At 60.0% G+C, this 20,684-nt stretch carries 19 protein-coding genes and 1 riboswitch; of the genes, 10 read left to right on the top strand and 9 right to left on the bottom strand.

The genetic code is table 11. The features are described 5' to 3' along the window. Positions 1 to 46 precede the first annotated feature (46 nt). Positions 47 to 2,164: an NERD domain-containing protein gene (locus SYN63AY4M2_RS09725; protein WP_071813564.1), complete on the top strand. Its 2,118-nt coding sequence runs from the start codon at positions 47 to 49 to the stop codon at positions 2,162 to 2,164. A 4-nt stretch (positions 2,165 to 2,168) separates the two neighbouring features. On the opposite strand, the gene SYN63AY4M2_RS09720 is transcribed toward SYN63AY4M2_RS09725, so the two are convergent. The 5 genes from SYN63AY4M2_RS09720 to hmpF all read right to left on the bottom strand — a co-directional run bounded on the left by SYN63AY4M2_RS09720 (position 2,169) and on the right by hmpF (position 8,243). After that, positions 2,169 to 2,909 carry a hypothetical protein gene (locus SYN63AY4M2_RS09720; RefSeq protein ID WP_011431163.1) on the bottom strand — a complete coding sequence of 247 codons (741 nt, stop codon included), beginning with the start codon at positions 2,907 to 2,909 and terminating at the stop codon, positions 2,169 to 2,171. A 124-nt stretch (positions 2,910 to 3,033) separates the two neighbouring features. Further along, positions 3,034 to 3,903 carry an ACP S-malonyltransferase gene (gene fabD / locus SYN63AY4M2_RS09715; RefSeq protein ID WP_011431164.1) on the bottom strand — a complete coding sequence of 290 codons (870 nt, stop codon included), beginning with the start codon at positions 3,901 to 3,903 and terminating at the stop codon, positions 3,034 to 3,036. 19 nt (positions 3,904 to 3,922) lie between these two features. Beyond that, positions 3,923 to 4,930, bottom strand: coding sequence for a beta-ketoacyl-ACP synthase III (locus tag SYN63AY4M2_RS09710; RefSeq protein WP_011431165.1), 1,008 nt, complete (start codon positions 4,928 to 4,930; stop codon positions 3,923 to 3,925). Positions 4,931 to 4,935: 5 nt separating this feature from the next. Continuing rightward, positions 4,936 to 6,027, bottom strand: a complete 1,092-nt coding sequence (gene plsX / locus SYN63AY4M2_RS09705; RefSeq protein WP_011431166.1) for a phosphate acyltransferase PlsX — start codon at positions 6,025 to 6,027, stop codon at positions 4,936 to 4,938. Between the two features lie 482 nt (positions 6,028 to 6,509). Beyond that, positions 6,510 to 8,243 carry a pilus motility taxis protein HmpF gene (gene hmpF, locus SYN63AY4M2_RS09700; RefSeq protein WP_099884732.1) on the bottom strand — a complete coding sequence of 578 codons (1,734 nt, stop codon included), beginning with the start codon at positions 8,241 to 8,243 and terminating at the stop codon, positions 6,510 to 6,512. A gap of 412 nt (positions 8,244 to 8,655) precedes the next feature. On the opposite strand from hmpF, the gene trpC reads away from it, so the two are divergent. The 6 genes from trpC to SYN63AY4M2_RS09670 all read left to right on the top strand — a co-directional run bounded on the left by trpC (position 8,656) and on the right by SYN63AY4M2_RS09670 (position 14,869). Then, the gene (gene trpC, locus SYN63AY4M2_RS09695) at positions 8,656 to 9,576 is read left to right on the top strand and encodes an indole-3-glycerol phosphate synthase TrpC (RefSeq protein WP_011431168.1); all 921 of its coding nucleotides are present in this window, start codon (positions 8,656 to 8,658) and stop codon (positions 9,574 to 9,576) included. Between the two features lie 40 nt (positions 9,577 to 9,616). After that, positions 9,617 to 9,856 carry a DUF5340 domain-containing protein gene (locus SYN63AY4M2_RS09690; protein WP_011431169.1) on the top strand — a complete coding sequence of 80 codons (240 nt, stop codon included), beginning with the start codon at positions 9,617 to 9,619 and terminating at the stop codon, positions 9,854 to 9,856. Between the two features lie 64 nt (positions 9,857 to 9,920). Beyond that, the gene (locus tag SYN63AY4M2_RS09685; protein ID WP_011431170.1) at positions 9,921 to 10,115 is read left to right on the top strand and encodes a heavy-metal-associated domain-containing protein; all 195 of its coding nucleotides are present in this window, start codon (positions 9,921 to 9,923) and stop codon (positions 10,113 to 10,115) included. A 110-nt stretch (positions 10,116 to 10,225) separates the two neighbouring features. After that, on the top strand, positions 10,226 to 12,541 hold the full coding sequence (locus tag SYN63AY4M2_RS09680; RefSeq protein WP_099887353.1) for a heavy metal translocating P-type ATPase: 2,316 nt from the start codon (positions 10,226 to 10,228) through the stop codon (positions 12,539 to 12,541). A 128-nt stretch (positions 12,542 to 12,669) separates the two neighbouring features. Further along, a riboswitch (cobalamin riboswitch) is annotated at positions 12,670 to 12,806 on the top strand. 29 nt (positions 12,807 to 12,835) lie between these two features. Then, a complete protein-coding gene (locus SYN63AY4M2_RS09675; protein WP_099887503.1) occupies positions 12,836 to 13,864 on the top strand; it encodes a sirohydrochlorin chelatase in 1,029 nt (342 codons plus the stop codon). Between the two features lie 111 nt (positions 13,865 to 13,975). After that, positions 13,976 to 14,869, top strand: coding sequence for a hypothetical protein (locus tag SYN63AY4M2_RS09670; RefSeq protein ID WP_228375303.1), 894 nt, complete (start codon positions 13,976 to 13,978; stop codon positions 14,867 to 14,869). Here the strand turns inward: SYN63AY4M2_RS09670 and SYN63AY4M2_RS09665 are convergent. The 4 genes from SYN63AY4M2_RS09665 to obgE are packed head-to-tail and all read right to left on the bottom strand — an operon-like array spanning position 14,866 to position 17,735. Further along, a complete protein-coding gene (locus SYN63AY4M2_RS09665; protein ID WP_011431174.1) occupies positions 14,866 to 15,483 on the bottom strand; it encodes a PAP/fibrillin family protein in 618 nt (205 codons plus the stop codon). The two genes, SYN63AY4M2_RS09670 and SYN63AY4M2_RS09665, sit on opposite strands and share 4 nt — an antisense overlap. Positions 15,484 to 15,538: 55 nt before the next feature. Beyond that, complete coding sequence (locus tag SYN63AY4M2_RS09660) at positions 15,539 to 16,246, bottom strand: L-threonylcarbamoyladenylate synthase (RefSeq protein WP_011431175.1); 708 nt, start codon at positions 16,244 to 16,246, stop codon at positions 15,539 to 15,541. 21 nt (positions 16,247 to 16,267) lie between these two features. After that, on the bottom strand, positions 16,268 to 16,636 hold the full coding sequence (locus tag SYN63AY4M2_RS09655) for a hypothetical protein (RefSeq protein WP_228375305.1): 369 nt from the start codon (positions 16,634 to 16,636) through the stop codon (positions 16,268 to 16,270). Beyond that, positions 16,578 to 17,735 carry a GTPase ObgE gene (obgE, locus tag SYN63AY4M2_RS09650; protein WP_011431177.1) on the bottom strand — a complete coding sequence of 386 codons (1,158 nt, stop codon included), beginning with the start codon at positions 17,733 to 17,735 and terminating at the stop codon, positions 16,578 to 16,580. The genes SYN63AY4M2_RS09655 and obgE overlap by 59 nt, the downstream gene beginning before the upstream one ends. Positions 17,736 to 17,935: 200 nt before the next feature. Between obgE and SYN63AY4M2_RS09645 the strand changes: the two genes are divergently transcribed. The 3 genes from SYN63AY4M2_RS09645 to SYN63AY4M2_RS09635 all read left to right on the top strand — a co-directional run. Continuing rightward, the gene (locus SYN63AY4M2_RS09645; RefSeq protein ID WP_011431178.1) at positions 17,936 to 18,907 is read left to right on the top strand and encodes a 30S ribosomal protein S1; all 972 of its coding nucleotides are present in this window, start codon (positions 17,936 to 17,938) and stop codon (positions 18,905 to 18,907) included. 126 nt (positions 18,908 to 19,033) lie between these two features. Next, positions 19,034 to 20,320 (top strand): recombinase family protein, encoded by a 1,287-nt coding sequence (locus SYN63AY4M2_RS09640; RefSeq protein WP_011431180.1) that lies wholly within the window; start codon positions 19,034 to 19,036, stop codon positions 20,318 to 20,320. Between the two features lie 190 nt (positions 20,321 to 20,510). Continuing rightward, positions 20,511 to 20,684, top strand: a 174-nt coding sequence (locus tag SYN63AY4M2_RS09635; protein WP_143597439.1) for a MerR family transcriptional regulator, incomplete at its 3' end; no start/stop codon positions are given.

Raw genomic sequence — 20,684 nt, 5'->3', positions numbered from 1 at the left:
TTTCCTGTTGTACATTGGGTTCAAGTTGGAAAACGAGGGATCCCCCATGCACTTTCAACCCGACGGCGCTCTGGACGACAGCTTACCTGGGGTAGCTGCGGAAGCAGTGGTTTGGAATGCGCTGCGGCAGGCCCTGGGATCCGATCCCGGCTACCTCCTCCATCAGTTCAGTATCTATAACCATCAGGGCCACGTCACGGCCAAGCCCGACATCCTATTGATTCATTTTGAACTGGGCTTTTGGGTTTTCGAGTGTAAGGGCTGCAACCTTTACAATATCGAAGCCATCGACGGCAGCCAGTGGCGCATGCGGGAGTGGCACAGGGAAACCGAGACCCCCTTGGGGCAGGCCGATAACCAAATGTTTCAGATCAAGAATTGGCTGCAGCAAAATCCGGAAACCCGGCCTCTCCAAGCTCGCGTTGCCTGGCAATATCGGCTGGCTTTGCCTCGCATTCGGCGACAAGAATGGCAGGAGCGCTTCGGGGATCCCCCGTTTCTCGGGGCGCTGCTTTTTGCAGATGATTTGGAGCATCCAGAGCAGTTGCGGCAGACTCTGTATGCGGCCAAAAAGGCCAATGGCGCTCCTCTCAACGCCACAGAATGGGAAGTGATCCTCAAAACGTTGGGAATAAAGTTGGGGGATCCCGGCGATGACCCAATATCTTACAGCTACGATCCCCAGGCGGTGATCCGTCGCGTCCAAGAGCAGATCTTTAAGCTTGATGAAGACCAACGCAAAATTGCCACCCAATATCCTGAGGGGCCACAGCGGTTGCGGGGCCTGGCGGGGACAGGCAAAACGGTAGTCTTGACTCGCAGAGCGGCCAAGATCCACGCCGACCACCCCGATTGGGACATTGCGGTAGTTTTTTACACCCGCTCTCTCTATCACCAAATTCGCGAGCAAATCTCAAAGGTCTGTCAGAGCAAGTTTGACCTTGAGCCGGACTGGAAAAAGATCCAGGTGATGCACGCCTGGGGATCCCAAAATCAAACTGGGTTCTATCGATTGCTCGCTAACGAATGTGGCTTAACGCCCAAAAGCTTGGAGCGGGCAAAGGCAGAGCTAAGGGATAAAAATGACTATACAACTGAGCCCTTCGACTACGTCTGCGAAAAGTTAGAAAAAGAAGCCAAGGAAATCCCTCAGCTCTTCGATGTTATTTTGATCGATGAAGGTCAAGATTTGCCCCCTGCCTTTTACCGTTTAGCCTATCGGGCTTTACGGGATCCCAAACGGCTCTATTGGGCCTATGACGAAGCCCAGGGCATTGGCTCGCTGACGGTGCCAGGAATAGCCGAGCTATTCGGGCGCGACGAGACAGGCAAGCCCAAAGTGCAGTTGGGAGGGCGGGCCACTGTGTTGCCCCATTGCTACCGCACTCCGAAGATTATTCTCATGGCTGCCCATGCCATCAACATGGGTCTTTTGCGTGGAGACCAGCCTTTGCAGGGAGTTACTCAAAAAGGGCAGTGGGAAAATTTAGGTTACGAAGTGGTAGAAGGCGATTTTCGTAAGCCTGGATCCACAATTACCCTCACCCGCAAGGCTTGCCATCCCATCGATCAAGAAGACTTTGAGCCCAAGGTGGATCCGCAATCGCTGCTAATCTGGCGCACCTTCCCTTCTGAGGAAGAGGAGCAGAATTGGATTGCCCAACAAATCGAGCGCGACCTGAAGCAGTGGAGTTTTCAGCCGGAGGATCTCCTGGTTACCGGTGTAGGCAGCTTCAAGAAGAGCAGACCTTATTGGGAAAGCCTGAAGGCCAAGCTCAAACAAAGAGGAATTAGAGCTCTCATAGCCGGCGAAGATGCCGGTCAGGATATTTTCCGCTTGCCGGGGCATGTCACCCTAGCGGGGATCTTCCGGGCCAAAGGCAATGAAGCTTGGAAAGTCTACGTTTGCCAGTTTCAAAACGCCACCGAACCGGGGCTCAGTGTGGAAGAGCAACTGCGCCGGCGCAACCAAGCTTTTGTGGCCTTGACACGCACCAAGATCTGGTGTGTCGTGACAGGGATCTCCCCCCAAGACCACCTGGCCCCCGCCTTTCAAGAGCTGCAGCAGGCCAAGGAACAGTACCCCTATCTACGCTTCCCGGCCTTTAATAAGGGATCCCTGCGGCGAATTCATGAAATAGATCCGGACTCGGAAGGCGTCTGATAGGCTACCATCTGCCCTCGAGCGAGCTCAGCTCTGCCATCGCTTTTGCCATGTCGTCCAAGTCGTTTACTCGCTCCTCAATAGCTGCAAGAATTTCGTCGTAGGCGGTGGCAGAAACGGAGCTGAAGCCCAGGGATCCCTTTCCAAACCCAGAGGGGTGGGCGGCAAAGTTGCTGCAGCCTGTTGCTTGGCGAGCTTGATTAAGGCGGGCGATCTCTTGGGCCAAAAGATCCCGTTTGCAGCGGAGTTGGTCAATTTTCGCAACGTACTCTTTCAAAAGTTGTACAAGCTCTTGTTTTTTGGCTTGCAAGTCTTCTATTGAGGCTTTTAGATTCTGCTCTTCTGTACGCAATTGTGAAAGCAATTCTTGCTGAGCTTGGATCTGGGATCCCAACTCAAAATAGGTTTGAGCATCAGTTCCATCGCCGGCTTTCTCTTCCTGCCGAAGGGGTGTCCAATTGGCAAGAGCAGCCCGCAGATCGGCCAGCTCGTTTTGCAGGTGCTGTAAACCTAGCTCTTGCCGGCTTTTGAGGTGCTCCAGAGATTGCTCCAGCAGGTGGATTTTGGCTTTGGACTCACTCCCAGCCAGGGCGGAGGCGAGGTAGCCGGTCATGCCCGTAGCCAAAGCGGCTGCCCCCGACTGCCACAGGGATCCGCCGGATCCCAGGCTGCCGAGGGCCACGGCAAGGCCAGCCAAAGCGGGAAAAGCATTGACCCAAAGCTGGCGAGGGGGAGAAGACGGCATCGTCGGCCCCAGAAACAGGTTTTCATTGATCCTAACTGCTGTTTGGGGAGGTTTCCTCACCCGCAGCCCTTCTCCCTTGAGGAGCTAGCAACGCAACTTGCAGCAACAGGGCTGCCGGGATCCCTTAGCCGATGCTGAGGCTGCTGATGTTGCACCGTCCCAGGGCAGGTGCCGTTCGCCTCACCAAGCCCGTCAGCACATTGCCAGGGCCGATTTCCCACACCTCTCGGATGCCGTCGGCGGCCATCTGCAGCACCGTTTCTCGCCAGCGGACTGGGGCAGTCATCTGAGACAGCAGTGCCTGCTTGAGGACCTGGGGATCTCGGCTAGCGGCAGCCGTGCAATTGCTGTAGACCGGCACTCGCGGAGCCTGAAAGTCAACCTCGCGCAAGGTGTGGGCAAAGGTTTCCGCCGCCGCCTGCATCAAGGGCGAGTGGAAGGCGCCGCTGACTTTGAGGGGAACGGTGCGCTTGGCCTGCAACTGCTCACAGATGGCCTGCACCCCCTCGACCGAGCCGCTGATCACGACCTGATCCGGGCTGTTGTCGTTGGCAATGACCACATCGGGAGTCATCTGGCACAGGTGCTCCAGCTTGTCGCGATCAAACCCAATCAGCGCCGCCATGCTGCCGGGGGGATCCCCTGCAGCTTCCATCAACTGGCCCCGCAGCGCCACCAGCCGCAGGCCAGTCTCAAAATCAAATACCCCCGCGGCGTAGAGGGCGCTATATTCTCCCAAGCTGTGGCCGGCTGTACAGGCGGGAGCCTGACCCTGAGCGTAGAGATAGTCCGTCAGCAGGGCCGATACAGTGAATAAAGCCGGCTGCGTGTAGCCGGTCTGATGGATCTGCTCTTCCGAGAGCGCCAGGGGATCCCATCCCAGCACCTCGCGGGCCACAGCCAACTTGCGGGCCGCCCCTGGCCAATCTTGTAAATCCCTTCCCATGCCCACGACTTGGGATCCCTGACCGGGATAGATCCAGGCAACGCTCATCAGTTCAATACTCTCCAACTCATCTGCCCCAACGAAAGACAATTGCTCCCCAGGTGAGGCCGGCGCCGAAGCCAGCCATCACCCCCAAATCCCCAGGGCCAAACCGCCTTTGGCCAATCCAGTCGGCCAGCGCAATCGGCACCGAGGCGCCGGAGGTGTTGCCGTAGCGCTCCAGAACGCTGGCCACCCGCTGGGGATCCAACTGCAGCCGCTTGGCCACAGCATCGAGGATGCGCTGGTTGGCCTGGTGGATGAAGTAGCCTTGCACGGCTGCTGCGGCAATCCCAGCTCGAAAGAGAGCCTTCTCGATAATCTCCGGCACCGCTTGGACGGCGAACTTGTACACCTCACGGCCGTTCATGGCGATGGGGCAGCAGCGGTATTGACCCACCTGCAGGGATCCCACCAGGGGCCTGGCCTCGGTGGCCATGGCCAGGCTGAGCAGCTCGCTGCCACTGCCATCGCTGCGCAGCTCGATGCTGAGGATGCCGCCGTCCCCCTCTCTTGCGGCTTCCAGGACCACCGCCCCTGCCCCGTCCCCAAATAGGACACAGGTGGTGCGATCTGTCCAGTCCACTGTGCGAGAGAGTACGTCCGCCGCCACCACCAGCGCCCGCCGGTACAGCCCGGTTTGCAGAAACTGGGCCGCCGTGGCCACAGCAAACACAAACCCTGTACAGGCTGCCGTCAGGTCAAAAGCCACCGCCCGTGTCGCCCCCAGCGCTGCTTGCACCCGCGGAGCGGAGCCGAAGCGATCGACGCCGGTGGAGGTGGCCAGGAGGATTAGATCCAGCTCCTGGGGCGGGATGCCGGCCTGCGCCAGGGCAGCCTTTGCCGCTTGCGCCGCCAAATCCACCAGGCTGAGGTCGGGGGGCAGGATGCGCCGTTGGCGAATACCGGTGCGGGGCCAGATCCACTCGTCGGAAGTCTCCACGATCTGGCTGAGGTCGTCGTTGCTCAGGCAGGGAGTCGGCAGGGCAGCCCCCACCCCCACCAGCCGCACGCTCGGGAGGCCATTGCTGGGCATGAACGCTATCCTTCCACCCGATCCAGGGATCCTACCGGCAGGGCTTCTGGACTGGGGTTAGAGGCTGAGGCCAGAGGAGGAGCATTCTCTCCGGCATTGACTTTGGATGGGTGAGAGTCGGCCATTTCCGCTTGCAGCCGCTGTAGGATCTTCTGCTCCGCCGCCTCTTTGGCCAGGCGAATGGCATGGTAGACCATCGCCGCCTTGGAGCTGCCGTGGGTAATGACGCAGATGCCGTTCACCCCCAGCAACAAAGCGCCGCCGTATTCCACATAGTCCATGCGCCGCTTCACCTGCTTCAGATTGGGCTGCAGCAGCCAGCAGCCCAGCTTGCCACGCCAGCCGCGGGGCAACTCCTCCCGCAGCACCTGGGTGATCACCTGGCCGACGCTCTCGGCAAACTTGAGCAGGGCGTTGCCCACAAAGCCGTCGCACACCACCACATCAAAGTCCCCCGTCAGCACGTCTCGCCCCTCGGCGTTGCCGGCAAAGTGAATCCCCGGCAACTGGGTCAGGCGCTGATGGGTGGCCAGGGCCAGGTCGTTGCCCTTGTTGGGCTCCTCGCCAATGTTGAGCAGGCCCACCCGCGGCTTCTCAATCCCCAGCACGCACTGGCAGTAGAGGGATCCCATGCGGGCAAATTGTTCCAAGAAGCGGGGCCGGCAGTCCACGTTGGCTCCCACATCCAAAAGCAAGACCGGCTTGCCCTTCAAAGTGGGCAAAAGAGCACCGATGGCCGGGCGGTCGATCCCCGCCAATCGGCCCAAGTTGAGGTAGGCAGCGGCCATCGTAGCCCCAGTGTTGCCGGCAGCCACCACTGCATCTGCCTGCTTGGCGCGCACCTGTTGCATGGAGACGTTGATAGAGGCTTGCGGCTTCCTGCGCACCGCCAGGGGCTCTTCCGCCATGCCCACTACCTCCTCAGCGGGCACGACGGTGATCCCAGGAGGCAGGGGCCGGGGCAAGAAAGGCTCAAGCGCGTCTGGACGGCCGACCAGCGCAATCCCCACCTGAAGATAGCGATGGGCCAGCAGGGCGCCCTTGATGATCTCTTCGGGAGCGTAGTCACCTCCCATCGCATCAACTGCAATTCGCACGAGCTGACCTCACACTGGAACACTCCTGACAGATAAAATGCGGAGATCTCCGCTGCTCCTCTGCCTCGAGAAGTTGGGATCCCGCTATCTACAAGGCGCTACCGAATTTTACCAGATTTGCTCTCTTTGGTTGAGGCCGTCAAGCCCTTGACACTCCCAGCGCCTGAAGGCAGGGGATTCTTACGCAGCCCAAAATGGACTGGCGAAGGCGCTGTCAAGACGCCCCTAGATAGTCTTTTGAGGCATAACCTCAAAGTTCTGCTTACTTCGGAGGACTTCAGTTCCTCCAGGTTAGTCATTGCCGCGCGGGTTTGGCACCGCAGTAGGTTGTTTTCCTGGAGAAGCTCTAAAGAAGCAACTAAAGTGGCTCAAGGGCTTTTCCGCCCCGTCCTCAAGTACGGGGCTACCAAGCTATCCTTTTGTGTCAAAAGGAATGTGTGGGCACTGCCTGCCTGCTTGGGAAGACGACAGGACACAGCTCCTTACCGCTGGGTGAGGGCGGCCAGGAGCGATTGCACCTGCTGGACATGGGCGCTGGCCGTGGAGCCCCTTTCTTGATATTGAGCCAGCTCTGCCTCCAACTGAGCCAGTTGTTCCGCTAACTCCGCCCACCGATCCCGCTCTGGATAGAGGGTGGCCTGCAGGTGATTCAGGCGACCCCAGGTTTCTGCCATGGCCTGGGCGCGCGCCCGCAGGGATCCCTCCTCTTGCTGCAACTGTTGCCACTGCTGCTGCAATTCCTGCTGCTGGCGGGCCAGTTGCTCTTGTTGAAAGGGCAGAGAGGATTCCAGTTGGTGGACGAGGGTTTGCAGGCGGCTTTTTTCTTGGAGAAGCTCCTGCTTCTGGCTGCCGATCTGCTCCAGGATCGGCCCGATATCGACCTGAACTGGGGCGGCAGCCTGATTTTGAAGCTGCCTAAGGCGGGCTTCCTGGCGGGCCAGCTCCTCGTATTCCCGTTGCAGGTTTTTCTCCTGAGGCAGCAGGGCTTCCTCTAGGGCGCTGCAGGCAGACTGGGCGTAGTCGATATCCAGTTCGATGTCGAACCGCTCCTCCGGAGAGGCGGTGGCCAGCCGCTCTTGCAGCTCCCGCAGGGTTTGCCGGTTTTGCTCCAGCTCGGCCCGCTGTTGGCTGACTTGGGCTGCCCGCTGCTCGTAATCTCGGCGCAGTTGGCTCACCAAGGCCGCCAGCTCCTCGACCGAGATCGCAGACCCTGAGGCACCTGACCCGCCGTTGCTGCTGCCATCGACGATGAAGTCGTACTCCTGCACCAGACGAGAGGCTTTCTGGTATAGGCTCTCTTGAGATTGCAGCTGCTGGAGAATCCTCTGCAGGTGCTCTTGATGGGCTCGCAGGGATCCCTGTCGAGTTTGCCACTCTGCTTGGCTTTGCTCCAGGGATTGTCGGGATCCCCACCAAGCGGTGTGGCGTTCTTGCCAAGCGCGGTAGTCTCGATCCAGCTCGTCTTGCCGGGCCTGGGCCTGCTGACGTTCTGCTTCCAGTTGGGCAATCTGTTGATTCAAGTGCTCCTGCTGCTGCTGAATGTGGCTTTTCAAGCTTTGCAGAAGCGCCAAGGGATCTCCAGCCGGATGCAGACTCTCCTGGAGCTGTTGCATCAAAGCCTGTAGCTGCGCTGCTTCTGCCTCCCCCAAGCGGCTGGAGCGAGCTTCTTGCAACTGGGCTTCCAACTCTTGCCGCTGCCGATTCAGAGCTTCCCGCTGCTCTCCGATCAGGCGCTGTTGTTCAGCCAAGTAAGCTTGCTGGGCTGCCAGTTCCTCTTTGAGGCTGTCCAGAAGTTTGCGATCTTCCTCCACACTCTTGTATTGCTCATACAGCCGCTGCACCTCTTCTTCTTGAGCTGCTAGCTCCATCTCGCGGCGGGTCAGCTCATGCGCCTGAAAGGTGAGGGACTGTTTCCAAACCTCGATCTCCTCCTCCTGGCTGCGGGCTCTGAGCTGAAGTTGGCTGAAGTTTTGCAGATAGGTCACCAGTTGGCGAGCGGCTTCGCTGATGCGGGCGACCTGACGGTTGCCGGAGATTTCCGCCAGCACCAATGACCCATCCTTGAAGCGCCCGGCCTCCTGGGCGATGCGGCCCTCTAGAGTAATCGATTCTTCGTTCACGGCCACCCAGGTGTTGTCCTGCTGCTGCTTGGCTAGCAATTGCAGCGACGATTTGGCAAACCCAATCGGCTTGGATAGCTCTGCCAGGTACAGCACGCCCGAACTCCTTCAAAACAGCATGGACAGCAATATCCCAAACTCTGCCTCAGCCGAGCCTTTGCCCACAGTTGGGCAAGATGGGGAGACGAAACGGCTGCCGGAGCAAGGCACCCCGGGGCGCGAAAACCTGCGTCAAGCCTCTCGCTTGACCCGGGTTGACTTGGATCTGTCTCGAGCCATCTCGTCCTGAGCAGCACCTTTGTCTTGCCTCAAGCAGCGCCTCCGCCGGCTCTCTGCTTAACTGGCAGTCTAACCGGCATCGGCTGCTGCTCAGCCCTAAACTCAACCATAGAGTAAAAAAAACACCTTTGCCAGAGGCGGTTTGGGGATATTCGGAGTAGCTATTCAAACCGACAGCAGCACACTAGAGTAGTTTAGGGTGAGGTGTAGAGTTCTGTTCAGGGGTGGTATGGAGCTGGAAGGTGAGCTGCTTGCCGTTCGTCGGCGTTCTCCTGCCCCGCCGGTGGTGGTGGCCTCGCAGGTGTACCGGACAAAGGCTCCAGAGGCCGAGCCACGCCACATTTTGGAGGAGATCGTCTGGCACAAAGAGCAGGAGGTGGAGCGCCAACGGGAACAGCTTCCTCTGAAGCAATTGCAGCAGCAACTGGAGCAAGCGCCACCGGTGCGGGATTTTGTGGCGGCCCTCACCCAATCCCCTCACCCCGTTTCCCTTATCGCTGAGGTGAAAAAAGCTTCCCCCAGCCGTGGGGTTCTCCGCGATCCCTTTGATCCGGTGGCCATTGCCCAAAGCTACGAGGCGGCGGGAGCCAGTTGCCTGTCGGTGCTCACGGATGAGCGGTTTTTTCAGGGCAGCGGCGAGTACTTGCGCCAGATCCGCCAGGCGGTAGGGATCCCCATCTTGTGCAAGGAGTTCATCCTCTACCCTTACCAAATCCTCTGGGCCCGCACTCTGGGAGCGGATGCGGTGCTGTTGATTGCCGCCATTCTCTCGGATGCGGACTTGGGCTATTTTCTCAAGCTCATTCAGCAACTGGGCATGGCGGCTCTGTTGGAGGTGCACACTTGCCAAGAGTTGCAGCGGGTTTTGGCCTTGCCGCACCTGCAACAGGCCAAAGGACGGGTGCTGATCGGCATCAACAATCGGGATCTCAAAACCTTTGCGGTGGACTTGAACACGACGCGGGATCTCTTGGTCGCCCATCGGGAGCGCCTCGGCGATCTGCCGGTGGTCAGCGAGTCTGGCATCCACACCCCTGCTGACTTGCAGCAGTTGCGCAGTTGGGGGGTGCGCGCTGTGCTGGTGGGGGAAGCGCTGGTAACGCAGCCGGATCCCGGCCAAGCCGTCCGCTCCCTGTTGTCATCCCAGTAAGCCCAGGATTGTCAATGGATCCCAAGAAGGGCCTAGATCGATGAAACGTATTCCTGTGCCGGCTCACGTCCACTACGAATTTCTGCTGCGGGTTCTCGAGCGGCAAACGTTTCCCACTGTCGAAGAGCAGGATTTCGGCAACCGAGGCCGCACGCAAGAGCTGATCAACTCTCTGCGCAAAGCCCTGACCCAACAGTTGCAACTGGAAGAGGACTGGCGACAGCGGGGCTATCAGGTGGACTACCGCTGGAACATAGAGGAGCCTCAGCCACCCTCTTGACCTTCCAGCCCACTGGAAGGTTTAGCATCAAGCTGGTGGCATTGGGCTGGGGAGGTTTCCCAGGATGCAAGTTGTTTTGACGGTGCCGAAGCTGGCCTGCTCCGCTTGTGTGGACACCATCACGCAGGCGGTGCGGCAACAGGATCCCCAGGCGCAGGTGGAGGCGGATCCCAAGACCAAGCAGGTGCGGATTACGTCTGAGCAGCCGGAAAGTGTCTGGCGGCAGGTGCTCGCCCAAGTGGGCTATCCGCCGGCCTAGCGATTTTTCCCTTGCCCGTCGGCAGTAGCGGGACAAGGTTCACAGGTGTGGTTTTCCCCTGGTTGGGGGAAAGAGGGCTTTTGCTATTAATTTTTGCTCTGAGGACAGCCATGTCTGATTCGGGTTCCCATTCCGCTGCCCCGGGCCTGTCCGCCTCATCTGCTGGCGGCACTTGGCGCTTGGCTATCCAGGGCATGAGCTGCGCCTCCTGCACTGCTGTCATTGAACAGGCCCTCAGTCGCGTGCGGGGCGTTACGGCACAAGCGGTCAACTTTGCCAGCGAGCAGGCCATCGTGCGAGGGGATCCCCGGCTGGTGAATCCGCAAGCCTTGATCCGGGCGGTGGAGCAGGCGGGGTATCAGGCGCGCCTTATCCAGGAGGATTGGCAGCTGGACGATCTGTCGGATCCAGAGCGGATCGCCCAACGGGCCGCAGAACGGGAACTGAAGCTCAAGGTGGCGATAGGGGTGGGCATCAGCACGGTGCTGGTGATCGGATCCCTGCCGATGATGCTGGGGATGGACATCCCGGGCTTTCCCATGTGGCTGCACAATCCTGGGTTGCAGTTGCTGCTGACGGCGCCGGTGCAGTTTTGGGTGGGCAAGCATTTTTATCGAGGCGCTTGGGCCGCTTGGCAACGGCGCTCGGCGGATATGAACACGCTGGTGGCCTTGGGGACGAGCGCGGCTTTCTTCTATTCCATTTTCCCAACGGTTTTCCCCGACTATTTTCACCGGCAAGGACTGCACCCGGATGTCTATTATGAGGTGTCGGCGGTGGTCACCACCCTGATTCTGGTGGGCAAGTGGATGGAGCAACGGGCCAAAAGGCAAACCTCTGAGGCCATTCGCAAGCTGATCGGGCTGCAACCGAAAACGGCAAGGGTAATTCGCCAGGGGGTGGAGCAGGATATTCCGATTCGGGAAGTGCAGGTGGGGGATCGGATCCGGGTGCGCCCCGGCGAGAAGGTGCCGGTGGATGGGGTAATCCTAGAGGGATCCTCCACCCTCGACGAGTCGATGGTGACCGGCGAGAGCCTGCCTGTTGTCAAATCGGCGGGGGATGAGGTGATTGGGGCAACGCTGAATCAGACGGGCAGCTTTGTGATGGAAGCGCGGCGGGTGGGCAAAGATACGCTTCTGGCCCAGATCGTGCGCTTGGTGCAGGAAGCTCAGGGATCCAAAGCTCCGATTCAACAGTTGGCGGATCGGGTCACCTCCTGGTTTGTGCCGGCGGTGATTGGGGTGGCAGTTCTAACTTTTGTGCTCTGGTGGGTGCTGGCCGATAACCCGACACTGGCCTTGGTGAACACAATTGGGGTGCTGATCATCGCCTGCCCTTGCGCGCTGGGGTTGGCGACCCCCACCTCGATCCTGGTGGCCGTGGGACGAGGGGCGGAATTGGGGATCCTGGTGAAAAGTGCCGACAGCCTGGAATTGGCCCACGACTTGCGCACGGTGGTCTTGGACAAAACCGGCACCCTGACCGAAGGTCGTCCCACTGTCACCGATATTTGGGCTAATGGCTCCTCTCCCCTGACGGTGTTGCGCCTGGCAGCGGCAGTGGAGCGGCACTCGGAACATCCTTTGGCCCAGGCGGTGGTGCAGAAAGCCGAAGCGGAAAAAATTGCCATCCCTCCTGCCCAGCATTTTCAGGCAAGGATAGGCAGTGGGGCAGAAGCCTGGGTGGAGGATCAGTGGGTCGGCATCGGTCGGCTGAGCTGGCTACAGGAGATGGGGATCCCTTGGGATCCCTCTTGGTCAGAGCGGGTTCAGAATTGGGAAAGCCAGGGCAAAACGGTGATCGGCGTGGCGCAATCCCACCGTCTGGTGGGGCTGTTGGCCATTGCCGATCCGCTCAAACCCACCTCTCCTGAGGCAGTGCAACAGCTGCAACAGATGGGTCTAGAGGTGATCCTGCTGACCGGGGATAACCCCACCACGGCCCAAGCGGTTGCTCGGCAAGCAGGCATTCAGCGGGTAATTGCCCAAGTCCGTCCGGATCAGAAGGCAGCTTACATACGCAGCCTAAGACAACCGCGACGGCGGGTGGCGATGGTGGGAGATGGCATTAACGATGCTCCAGCTCTGGCAGAAGCTGATGTGGGGATCGCCATCGGTACGGGTACGGATGTGGCGATGGCCGCCAGCGATATTACCCTCATGTCGGGGGATCTGCGGGGAGTCGCCACTGCCATTCAACTCAGTCGGGCCACCCTCAACAACATCCGCCAGAACCTCTTCTTCGCCTTTATCTACAATACGCTGGGGATCCCGATTGCCGCTGGGGCGCTCTATCCCTTTACAGGCTGGTTGCTCAACCCTATGCTGGCGGGGGCAGCCATGGCCCTGAGTTCCGTTTCGGTGGTCGCCAATGCCCTGCGCCTGCGACACTTTCAGCCCCCCAGACCAGCGGGCCGGCGTTAGGCCCTCTCCCAGGGGCAAGGGGGATTAGCGCGGCAACAGTTTTGCTGCCCTTTGAGCATGAGTCTGCCGTACCGCTCATGCCTCAGGGCTATCTTCTGGCAGACAAGGACATCCCCCCCAGGGGGCTTGGTGAACGACAAGCGGCAAGCTAACCTAAAAGGCTCAGGCAGACTGGGGAAAGCGCGGTGCAAATCCGCCACTGTGACGCAACTGTGATGGGATCCCTCCCTCAGCCAGAACACCCACCTGCCCTTGTCCTGTACCCCTTGCGATTCACAAGGAACGGAGTTTTTTGTGTTGGATGTCCTCAGTTTTTCCCCTCCCCGTGCGGTTGGGCAGTTTTCTTCTCCTGCCTTGCCCCTGTTGCTCATCGGCCATGGATCCCGTGACCCTGAAGGGCAGCAAGCCTTTCTGGAGCTGGCCCAAGTTTATCAATCCCTCACCCCCCATCGGCCGGTGATCCCCTGCTTTTTGGAGCTAGCCCAGCCCAGTATTGCCCAGGGGGTGGAACAATGCTTGGCCCAAGGGTGGCAGGAGATCGTGGCCCTGCCGCTGCTGCTTTTTGGGGCGCGCCACAACAAGTTCGACGTGACGGTGGAGCTGGATCGTCTGCAGGCCCTCCACCCGCAGTTGCGCATCCACTACGGCGGGCCGCTGGGGATCCGGGTCGAGATCTTGCAACTGTTGCGGGAGCGATTGGCCACTCTGCTGGCTGCCCAGCCGCAGCAGATCCCAGGGGCGGAAACGGTGTTGCTGTTTGTCGGTCGCGGCTCCAGCGATCCCGAAGCCAACGCCGAAGCCTGTAAGCTGGCCCGGCTGCTTTGGGAAGGATCCGGGTTTGCTGCCGTGGAAACCTGCTTTATCGGCATCACCCATCCCCGCCTGCCGGTGGGTCTGGAGCGGGCCCTCTCTTGGCAGCCGCGCCGGGTGGTTGTGCTGCCCTATTTTCTCTTTACAGGGGTGCTGGTGAAAAAAATCGAGGCGGCGGTGGAAGAACGGCGACGCCAATACCCCGAGATCGACTGGCTGATGCTGCCGGAATTGGGCCTTGTGGACGCGGTGCTGCACAGCCTGCAGCAACTGGAGCAGGAAGCTCTCCAGGGCCAAACCCTGATGAACTGCCACCTCTGCAAGTTTCGCCTGGCGGTGAGCGCAGAGCTGGGAGCGGGGCATACTCATCACCATGACCATGACTCCTATGGGCACGGATCCCATCACCATCACTCTCACCATCACCACAACCACGGCCATACCCCCGCAGCAGCAGCGGATCCCTGGGCCGAATTGCAGAGCTACCACCAGCGGGCTTGGCAAGTGCCCTAAGCGAGAAACAGAGGCTGCCGGCGGGATAAACTGAGATGCAGGCAGGCGATCTGTGAACCTGACCTCTGGTTCTCCTGCTCCGGTGGTTCTGCTAGCGAAAAAACAGAAACGATGATGTTCTCCCGCTCCTCTTGGGTCTCAGGTGCCGCTGCCGCGGGGAGCGGGATCTTTGTCTTCGCGTTGGTGGTGGGCCTGCTGGATCAGATCCTGCCGACCCTGCCCAAGGTTTCCCTGTCCTTGGCCGGGATCCCTGGGCTCCTGGCTGCAATTGGGGCCTCCTACGGGGTTTGGCGGCTGGTTCAGATGGGTCTGCAGTCGCATTCCTGGCCTGACTTTCGAGAATCGCTGTTGGCGGCTGTGTCTCCCTTTGATCCCGCCGATTATGGCGACAACCCTCGGCAACCCGAGGAGGATTCTCTCCCTTTGCAGTCGGTTGACGAGGATCCTCAAACCCAGATCCGCGATCGACAAATTCTTGATCAAGCTGAGCAGCAGACGGAAACTGAAACCGAAGTAAGCGAACACACTCAAGTAAGACTGCAGGGCGAGCAGCACCAGGATCAAGCTTCGCAGGCCAAGGCCCAACAGTTGCAGCCCCTACAAGAATTGTCATCACCTTCTTCCCCAAGCCCTGAGTCGGCAAAACCCACACCAGAGCCAGAGCTCAACCAAAAACTTCGCCAACTCCAGATGCAGGTCGCCACTCTGAAAATAGAACTGGAACTCCAAGAAATCCAACTGCAGCAGTTGGAGGTGAGGCGGACTCGGCTTCAGCAGCAGAAGCAGAAACTCAAGCACGTTCTGCGTCGCACGGCGTCCGAAAATCAAAGGCTGCGCTTCTTACAGGAGCAAAAAGCCCGGCAACTGGAGCAAACTCAGCAAGAGCTGCAAGCTTTGCGGGAGTCCTACCGCGCCTTGCAAGTTCTACAGGAAATAAGCTCCACCCTAACCCAAAACCCATCTCACGAAAGGGCGGAAACGGAGTCCTCTGGATCCTCCGACTAGCCGACCCGCTTTAGAACAAATACACTCCCCTCGCTGCCCCGACCCAGCCGCAAGTCTTCATCCAAATAGGTGATATCCAGCCAACCCGTTGGCTCGCGGCGGCGAACGTCGATCTGCACCGCCGGGATCCGTTTGGGATCCCGCTCGAGCAGATAGAGAAAACTCTCGATCTCGTAGCTCATCAAGGCCTGGGATCCGAGCACCAAGCGCTCGAAAATGACCCTGACCCGGCATTCCGACTCTGGGTAGAAGCGGGCCGCCACCGCCACAACTCCCCGGGGCAGCCAAGCCTGCAGCCAGCCGGATCCCTGGATCTCCGCCACGTTAAAGACCCGCCCAGCTTTGGCCCGAATGCACTGGTAGATCTCGCCGGTGGTCAGAAGGGGCAACTGGGCCAGCCGCAGCAGGTCTGTGCTGGTGGTAAATAGGGTAAGCCAGTTCCCCTCCAACTGTTCAGGAACAGAGGTTGGCCTGGGGGTGGGGTTGAGCGCCTCCAAAGCAGCAATGTGAGACAAGATCTGGGCTTTCTGGTCAGGGGAAACCTTCCGGCCTCGGTCAGCCCCCTCCAGCAGGCGCAACAGGGCCAGCTTTTGCTCAGCCAAAGACTCAGGCATGGGCACACTCCACAGGCACCGGCCCTATTCTAGAGAACACGGGATCCCTCTGCCCTCAACCCTCCGCTTCCACCGGCTTCAGATTTAGATTTATTAGATCCGCCACCTGCTCGTACCCCAAGCCGGCCCGCACCAGCAGCGGCTCCGGCCCCGTGAGATCGATCACCGTCGAGACCTGGGCCCGATAGGGAGCCTCGTCATCCAGCACCAAATCCACCTGTTTCTCCAACTGTCGCATTTCCTCGGCGGTAAAGATTCCCCCCTCTTCCCAATCCCCAGCAGAGTCAAAACCCACCTCCAAAGAGCCGACGGGATCCCCGCCCAGCTTGGCCGAGGTGGAGACGATGGGATTGCCCAGCTCGGCCAACAGCGCCTGACAGATGGCCGAATCGGGCACGCGGATGCCGGTGGTTTTCCGCTTGGGATCCATGACCAACTTGGGCACCAGCTTGGTGGCCGGCAGCAAAAACGTAAACGGGCCCGGGATCAGCCGCCGCATCAGCCGATAGGCGGGATCGCTCACTTGGGCATACTGGGCAATTTGGGAAAGCGAAGGGCACAAAAAGGTGAGGGGCTTGTCGTTGGAAAGCCGCTTGAGACGCCTTACCCGCTCCACCGCCTGCTTGTGGGTGACATCGCAGCCAATGGCATAGACCGTATCGGTGGGGTAAAGCATGACCGCCCCTTCCCGCAGAGCGGCTGCAATCCGTTGGATGGAACGGGCCTGGGGATGCTGTGGATGGAGCTTAAAATACTCGGCCATTCGGGAGAAAAAAGCAAAACCTCAAGACTCGGAGCGGCTAGGGCTTTCCACCACTTCCGCAACTCCCCCAGAACGAGGGGTAGGCGGCACCGACAGGGATCCCTGCGGCCAATCTTTTAGCCGTTGCATCAGCGCTTGAATATGCAGACGAGGCAAATAGGGCCAGTCGCCTGCTTCCTCCAAATCCTGAAGCACCCGATAGAGCTCTTGCCGGGTGTTGGGCAAAGACTCTCGGAAGGCCCCCTCCAAAATCGTGCGGTGCAGATCCTCCAACAACCGCAGGAGCATCAACAGCTCCACACAAGCTCCCGCCCTCGCCTGGGCCGCCTGCTCAATGGCCAACTTGATCTGGCGCAAATCGGGGGGCAGATCCTCCGCCGAGATATACATAGCCGCTCATCTCTGAGTTTTGGGAAGGCAGGGGCACTCCTATTCTAAGATTCTCCTGCCCCCGAACTGGCTGGATTTTGCTAGCCGCCGCGGGTCGATGGAGATCCGGATCCCGGCCCAGGCACTGCCACACCCGCTGCAACAAGGGCTCCAGCCCCTGCCTGGCAACCGCCGAGATGGCCGATACCGGGGCACCGGCAGCCATTGACAGCCGCTGGGTGCGCTCGCTCACCTCCTGGGGCTCAAGGGCATCGATCTTGTTCAAAACCACAATCTGCGGCTTGTCGCTTAGCCCGTGGCCGTAGGCGCGCAGCTCCTGCTGAATGATTTGGTAATCCCTGACGGGATCTGCTGCTGTGCCGTCCACCAGGTGGATCAACACCCGCGTGCGCTCCACATGGCGCAAAAAGTCGTGGCCCAACCCCACCCCTCGGTGTGCCCCCTCGATCAGTCCGGGAATGTCGGCAAACACCACCCCATCCCCGGCAGGATGGGGCACCACTCCCAAATTGGGCTGCAGGGTGGTGAAGGGGTAATCGGCGATCTTGGGCCGGGCGGACGAGACCACCGAGATCAGGGTGGATTTGCCCGCATTGGGCATACCGACGATCCCCACCTCGGCAATGAGCTTTAGCTCCAGGCGCAGGCGTCGCCGCTCTCCCGGTTGGCCCCTGGTAAATTGGCGGGGAGCCCGATTGTGGTTGCTGAGAAAATGGGCATTGCCCAGGCCGCCTTTCCCGCCCCGAGCCACCAGCAGCCGATCCCCGGGCTGCACCAGATCCCCCAGCAGCTCGCCGGTCTCTGTGTCGAACACCATTGTGCCGCAGGGCACCCGCACCAGCCGATCCGCACCACTGGCGCCACTGCGATGGTTGGGCCCCCCTTTGGCCCCATGTTCTGCCTTGATCACCGGCTGAAAGCGAAAATCCAACAAGGTCTGCAGGCCGGGATCTGCCACCAGGATCACCGAGCCGCCCCGTCCTCCATTGCCCCCTGAGGGCCCTCCGGCGGGCACATACTTTTCCCGGCGAAAGGCAACAATGCCATCTCCGCCGTTCCCCGCCTGCACTTCAATTTCCGCCTGGTCGATAAAGTGCAATCGCCCCTCTCCCACCTGTGGCCCTCTCTCTCTAGCTTGGCAGGATCGCGAGGAAGTTTGCCACAAAAGCTGCCCTCTTAAGCTACTATAGTATTTCCCAAGCCATTGCCTGTCCCGCCTGGGAGGGTGAGCGAGTATGGGAGCTGTTCCTTACAAGTTCAACTGCTAATTCGCATCAACTGCTCTGCTGTTACACCCCTATGAGTCGATTCACCGCTGCTGCCGATGTAGGTTTCACCACCGAGGACTTTGCCGCCCTCTTGGATAAGTACGACTATCACTTCAGCCCTGGCGAAATTGTAGCTGGCACGGTATTTTCGGTGGAGCCGGGCGGTGCGTTGATCGATATTGGGGCCAAGACGGCTGCCTTCCTGCCTTTGCAGGAGATGTCCATCAGCCGGATAGAGGATCCGCACGAGGTGCTGCAGCCGGGAGAGACGCGCGAGTTTTTTATCCTCACCGAAGAAAATGAAGAGGGGCAACTGACCCTCTCCATCCGCCGCATCGAGTACATGCGGGCCTGGGAGCGGGTGCGGCAGCTACAAAAAGAAGACGCCACGGTGCGGGCCACCATTTTTGCCACCAACCGCGGAGGCGCCCTGGTGCGTATTGAGGGACTGCGCGGCTTTATCCCCGGCTCCCACATCAGCAGCCGCAAGCCCAAGGAAGAGCTGGTGGGCGAAGAGCTGCCCCTGAAGTTTTTGGAGGTGGACGAAGACCGCAACCGACTGGTGTTGAGCCATCGCCGCGCCCTGGTGGAGCGGAAGATGAACAAGCTGGAGGTGGGCGAGGTAGTGGTCGGCACGGTGCGCGGCATCAAGCCTTACGGTGCCTTCATCGACATTGGCGGCGTCTCTGGCTTGCTGCACATTTCCGAGATCTCCCACGAGCATGTCGACACGCCTCACAGCGTCTTCAACGTCAACGACGAAGTGAAGGTGATGATCATCGACCTAGACGCAGAACGGGGTCGCATCTCGCTGTCTACCAAGCAACTGGAGCCCAATCCCGGCGACATGCTGCGAGATCCCAAGCTGGTTTACGAAAAAGCAGAAGAAATGGCGGCCAAGTACCGCGAGCAACTGCGGGCTGCCAAGCAAGGACAAGTCGAGGAGGCGCCGCTGGAGGTTTCGGAAGAGGAGCTGGAATACGCGGCTGCGGCGGTGGAGTAAAGCCATCTTGCGGAGAGCCTTCGGCGGCCAAGGCTTGCCGGTTTGTCTCTCCCTTAGCCTAGCTGGGATCCCTGGCCAAGAGGGGTGTCGGGTGCGGGTACAGCAGCGGTGAGAGTTTGCTTGTCCATGAGCGTTTGCGGCTACCTCTACACGCCCGCCCATGCCTCTTGGCCAGACCAGGAGCTGGCCTGGTTGAAAGCACACGGGGCCGATCCCATCTGGCACGACTGGGGATCCCGCATCCATCTGGAAGAGCTGTTGCAGGGCATTGCCGCCGGATCGGTGCAGCAGGTGCTGCTGGTGCGCCTGGCGGATCTGGGGGATCGAGTGGAGGAAGTCCACCAACGGCTATTGCAGATCCAACAAGCGGGGCTCCGCCTCAGCTTGGTCAACGAGTCCGGCCTGCACACCCCCAGCGCTGCTGCCGATTGGATCCCGCTGCTGGCCGAGCTCCCCCATCAATTGCAGAGCCGCCGCCTCTGCTGCAGCCAAGCCCAAAACCGTCTAGCGGGCAAGCCTCCCCCTGGGCCTGCCCCCTTTGGCTACCGCCGCGAAGGGGATCGCTACGCGCTGGATCGCCGCCAAGCCCCCATTGTTCAGGATTTTTTCCAGCACTTTCTTCTCTACGGATCCTTGCGCCAGGCGGTGCGCTTCATCGCTGAAAAACACCACAAGCGCATTTCGGTGGCCACCGGGCGCAACTGGCTGCTCAACCCGGTCTATCGTGGAGATCTGGCCTACGCCGACGGCACCGTTCTGCGCGATACCCACCCGGCTCTCCTCAGCCGCGCCGAGGCCGCCCAGATCGATCGCTGGCTCAAACGCAACCAAAAGATCCCGCGCCGCAGCGCCAGCGCCCCCCGCGCCTTGGCCGGCCTAGTCCATTGCCGCGTCTGCGGCAGCCTTCTGCGCATTGTGCAAACCACCCCTCGCAAGGCCAAGAAGAACGGCTCCTCCTACCTCTACCTGCGTTGCCAAACCTGTCGCTACAGCCTCCACTACGCCGCCGTTCTGCAGGAGGTGATCCGCCAAGTCTGCCAACAGCTCCCCCAGCGGGCCCAAAACCTGGATCGGCAGGCCCTGGATCAAACCCGCCAACAGCTCCAAGCCCAGATCCAAGCCAACAGCGAGCGGCTGCGACAACTGGAGGAGCTGCAGCAATCTGGACTAATGGACGAACCTGCCCTGGCCCAGCGCTGCTACCAGTTGCGGGCGGAAACGGCCCGCTTGGCCCAAAAGCTGGAACAGCTCCCCCCCGCCAACTTCCTCCAGATTGCCCAAACTCTCTCCATCCCGCCCTTCTGGCAAGACCTCAGCGAGAGTGAGCGCCGCGCCTACCTGCGGGAATTCCTGCGCAGGGTTGAGGTGGATTCTACAGGGGCCGTGCAGATGACCTTTGCCTTCGATCCCTAAGGGATCCCTTTTGAATTGCCGATTCCGCCGCTCCTCTGGACATTGAGACAATTCTTGAGACCCGCCCTCACACCGGGAACAGGGATCCCGCCAGCCGTCTCCATCGGGTTGACGGGAGCATGACTCTAGTCAATGATATGCTGGACTATACTGAAAATAATGCCCAGTATGTTCAGTATGGCTGCTTGGTATGGCTAGGTATGTAAAACCGAGAGAAGCGGCGGATTATTTTGGGGTGTGTCTCCACACCTTGAGGCGATGGGAACAGAAGGGCTGGATCCATGCAGTACGTACACCATCCGCTAGGGCGAGAAGGTATGACCTCGACAGCTACATCAGAGCACCCAAGAAGGACAAACGAGTC

It is taken from the genome of Synechococcus sp. 63AY4M2 (genome assembly GCF_002760475.1).
Lineage (GTDB): Bacteria > Cyanobacteriota > Cyanobacteriia > Thermostichales > Thermostichaceae > Thermostichus.
This window is presented reverse-complemented; position numbering and strand designations above follow the sequence as displayed.

Coding starts and splice junctions, on each gene's coding strand:
- SYN63AY4M2_RS09725 (WP_071813564.1), top strand. CDS start 47: ATGCACTTTCAACCCGACGGCGCTCTGGACGACAGCTTACCTGGGGTA.
- SYN63AY4M2_RS09720 (WP_011431163.1), bottom strand. CDS start 2,909: ATGCCGTCTTCTCCCCCTCGCCAGCTTTGGGTCAATGCTTTTCCCGCT.
- fabD (WP_011431164.1), bottom strand. CDS start 3,903: ATGAGCGTTGCCTGGATCTATCCCGGTCAGGGATCCCAAGTCGTGGGC.
- SYN63AY4M2_RS09710 (WP_011431165.1), bottom strand. CDS start 4,930: ATGCCCAGCAATGGCCTCCCGAGCGTGCGGCTGGTGGGGGTGGGGGCT.
- trpC (WP_011431168.1), top strand. CDS start 8,656: ATGGAGCTGGAAGGTGAGCTGCTTGCCGTTCGTCGGCGTTCTCCTGCC.
- SYN63AY4M2_RS09690 (WP_011431169.1), top strand. CDS start 9,617: ATGAAACGTATTCCTGTGCCGGCTCACGTCCACTACGAATTTCTGCTG.
- SYN63AY4M2_RS09685 (WP_011431170.1), top strand. CDS start 9,921: ATGCAAGTTGTTTTGACGGTGCCGAAGCTGGCCTGCTCCGCTTGTGTG.
- SYN63AY4M2_RS09680 (WP_099887353.1), top strand. CDS start 10,226: ATGTCTGATTCGGGTTCCCATTCCGCTGCCCCGGGCCTGTCCGCCTCA.
- SYN63AY4M2_RS09670 (WP_228375303.1), top strand. CDS start 13,976: ATGATGTTCTCCCGCTCCTCTTGGGTCTCAGGTGCCGCTGCCGCGGGG.
- SYN63AY4M2_RS09665 (WP_011431174.1), bottom strand. CDS start 15,483: ATGCCTGAGTCTTTGGCTGAGCAAAAGCTGGCCCTGTTGCGCCTGCTG.
- SYN63AY4M2_RS09660 (WP_011431175.1), bottom strand. CDS start 16,246: ATGGCCGAGTATTTTAAGCTCCATCCACAGCATCCCCAGGCCCGTTCC.
- SYN63AY4M2_RS09655 (WP_228375305.1), bottom strand. CDS start 16,636: ATGTATATCTCGGCGGAGGATCTGCCCCCCGATTTGCGCCAGATCAAG.
- SYN63AY4M2_RS09645 (WP_011431178.1), top strand. CDS start 17,936: ATGAGTCGATTCACCGCTGCTGCCGATGTAGGTTTCACCACCGAGGAC.
- SYN63AY4M2_RS09640 (WP_011431180.1), top strand. CDS start 19,034: ATGAGCGTTTGCGGCTACCTCTACACGCCCGCCCATGCCTCTTGGCCA.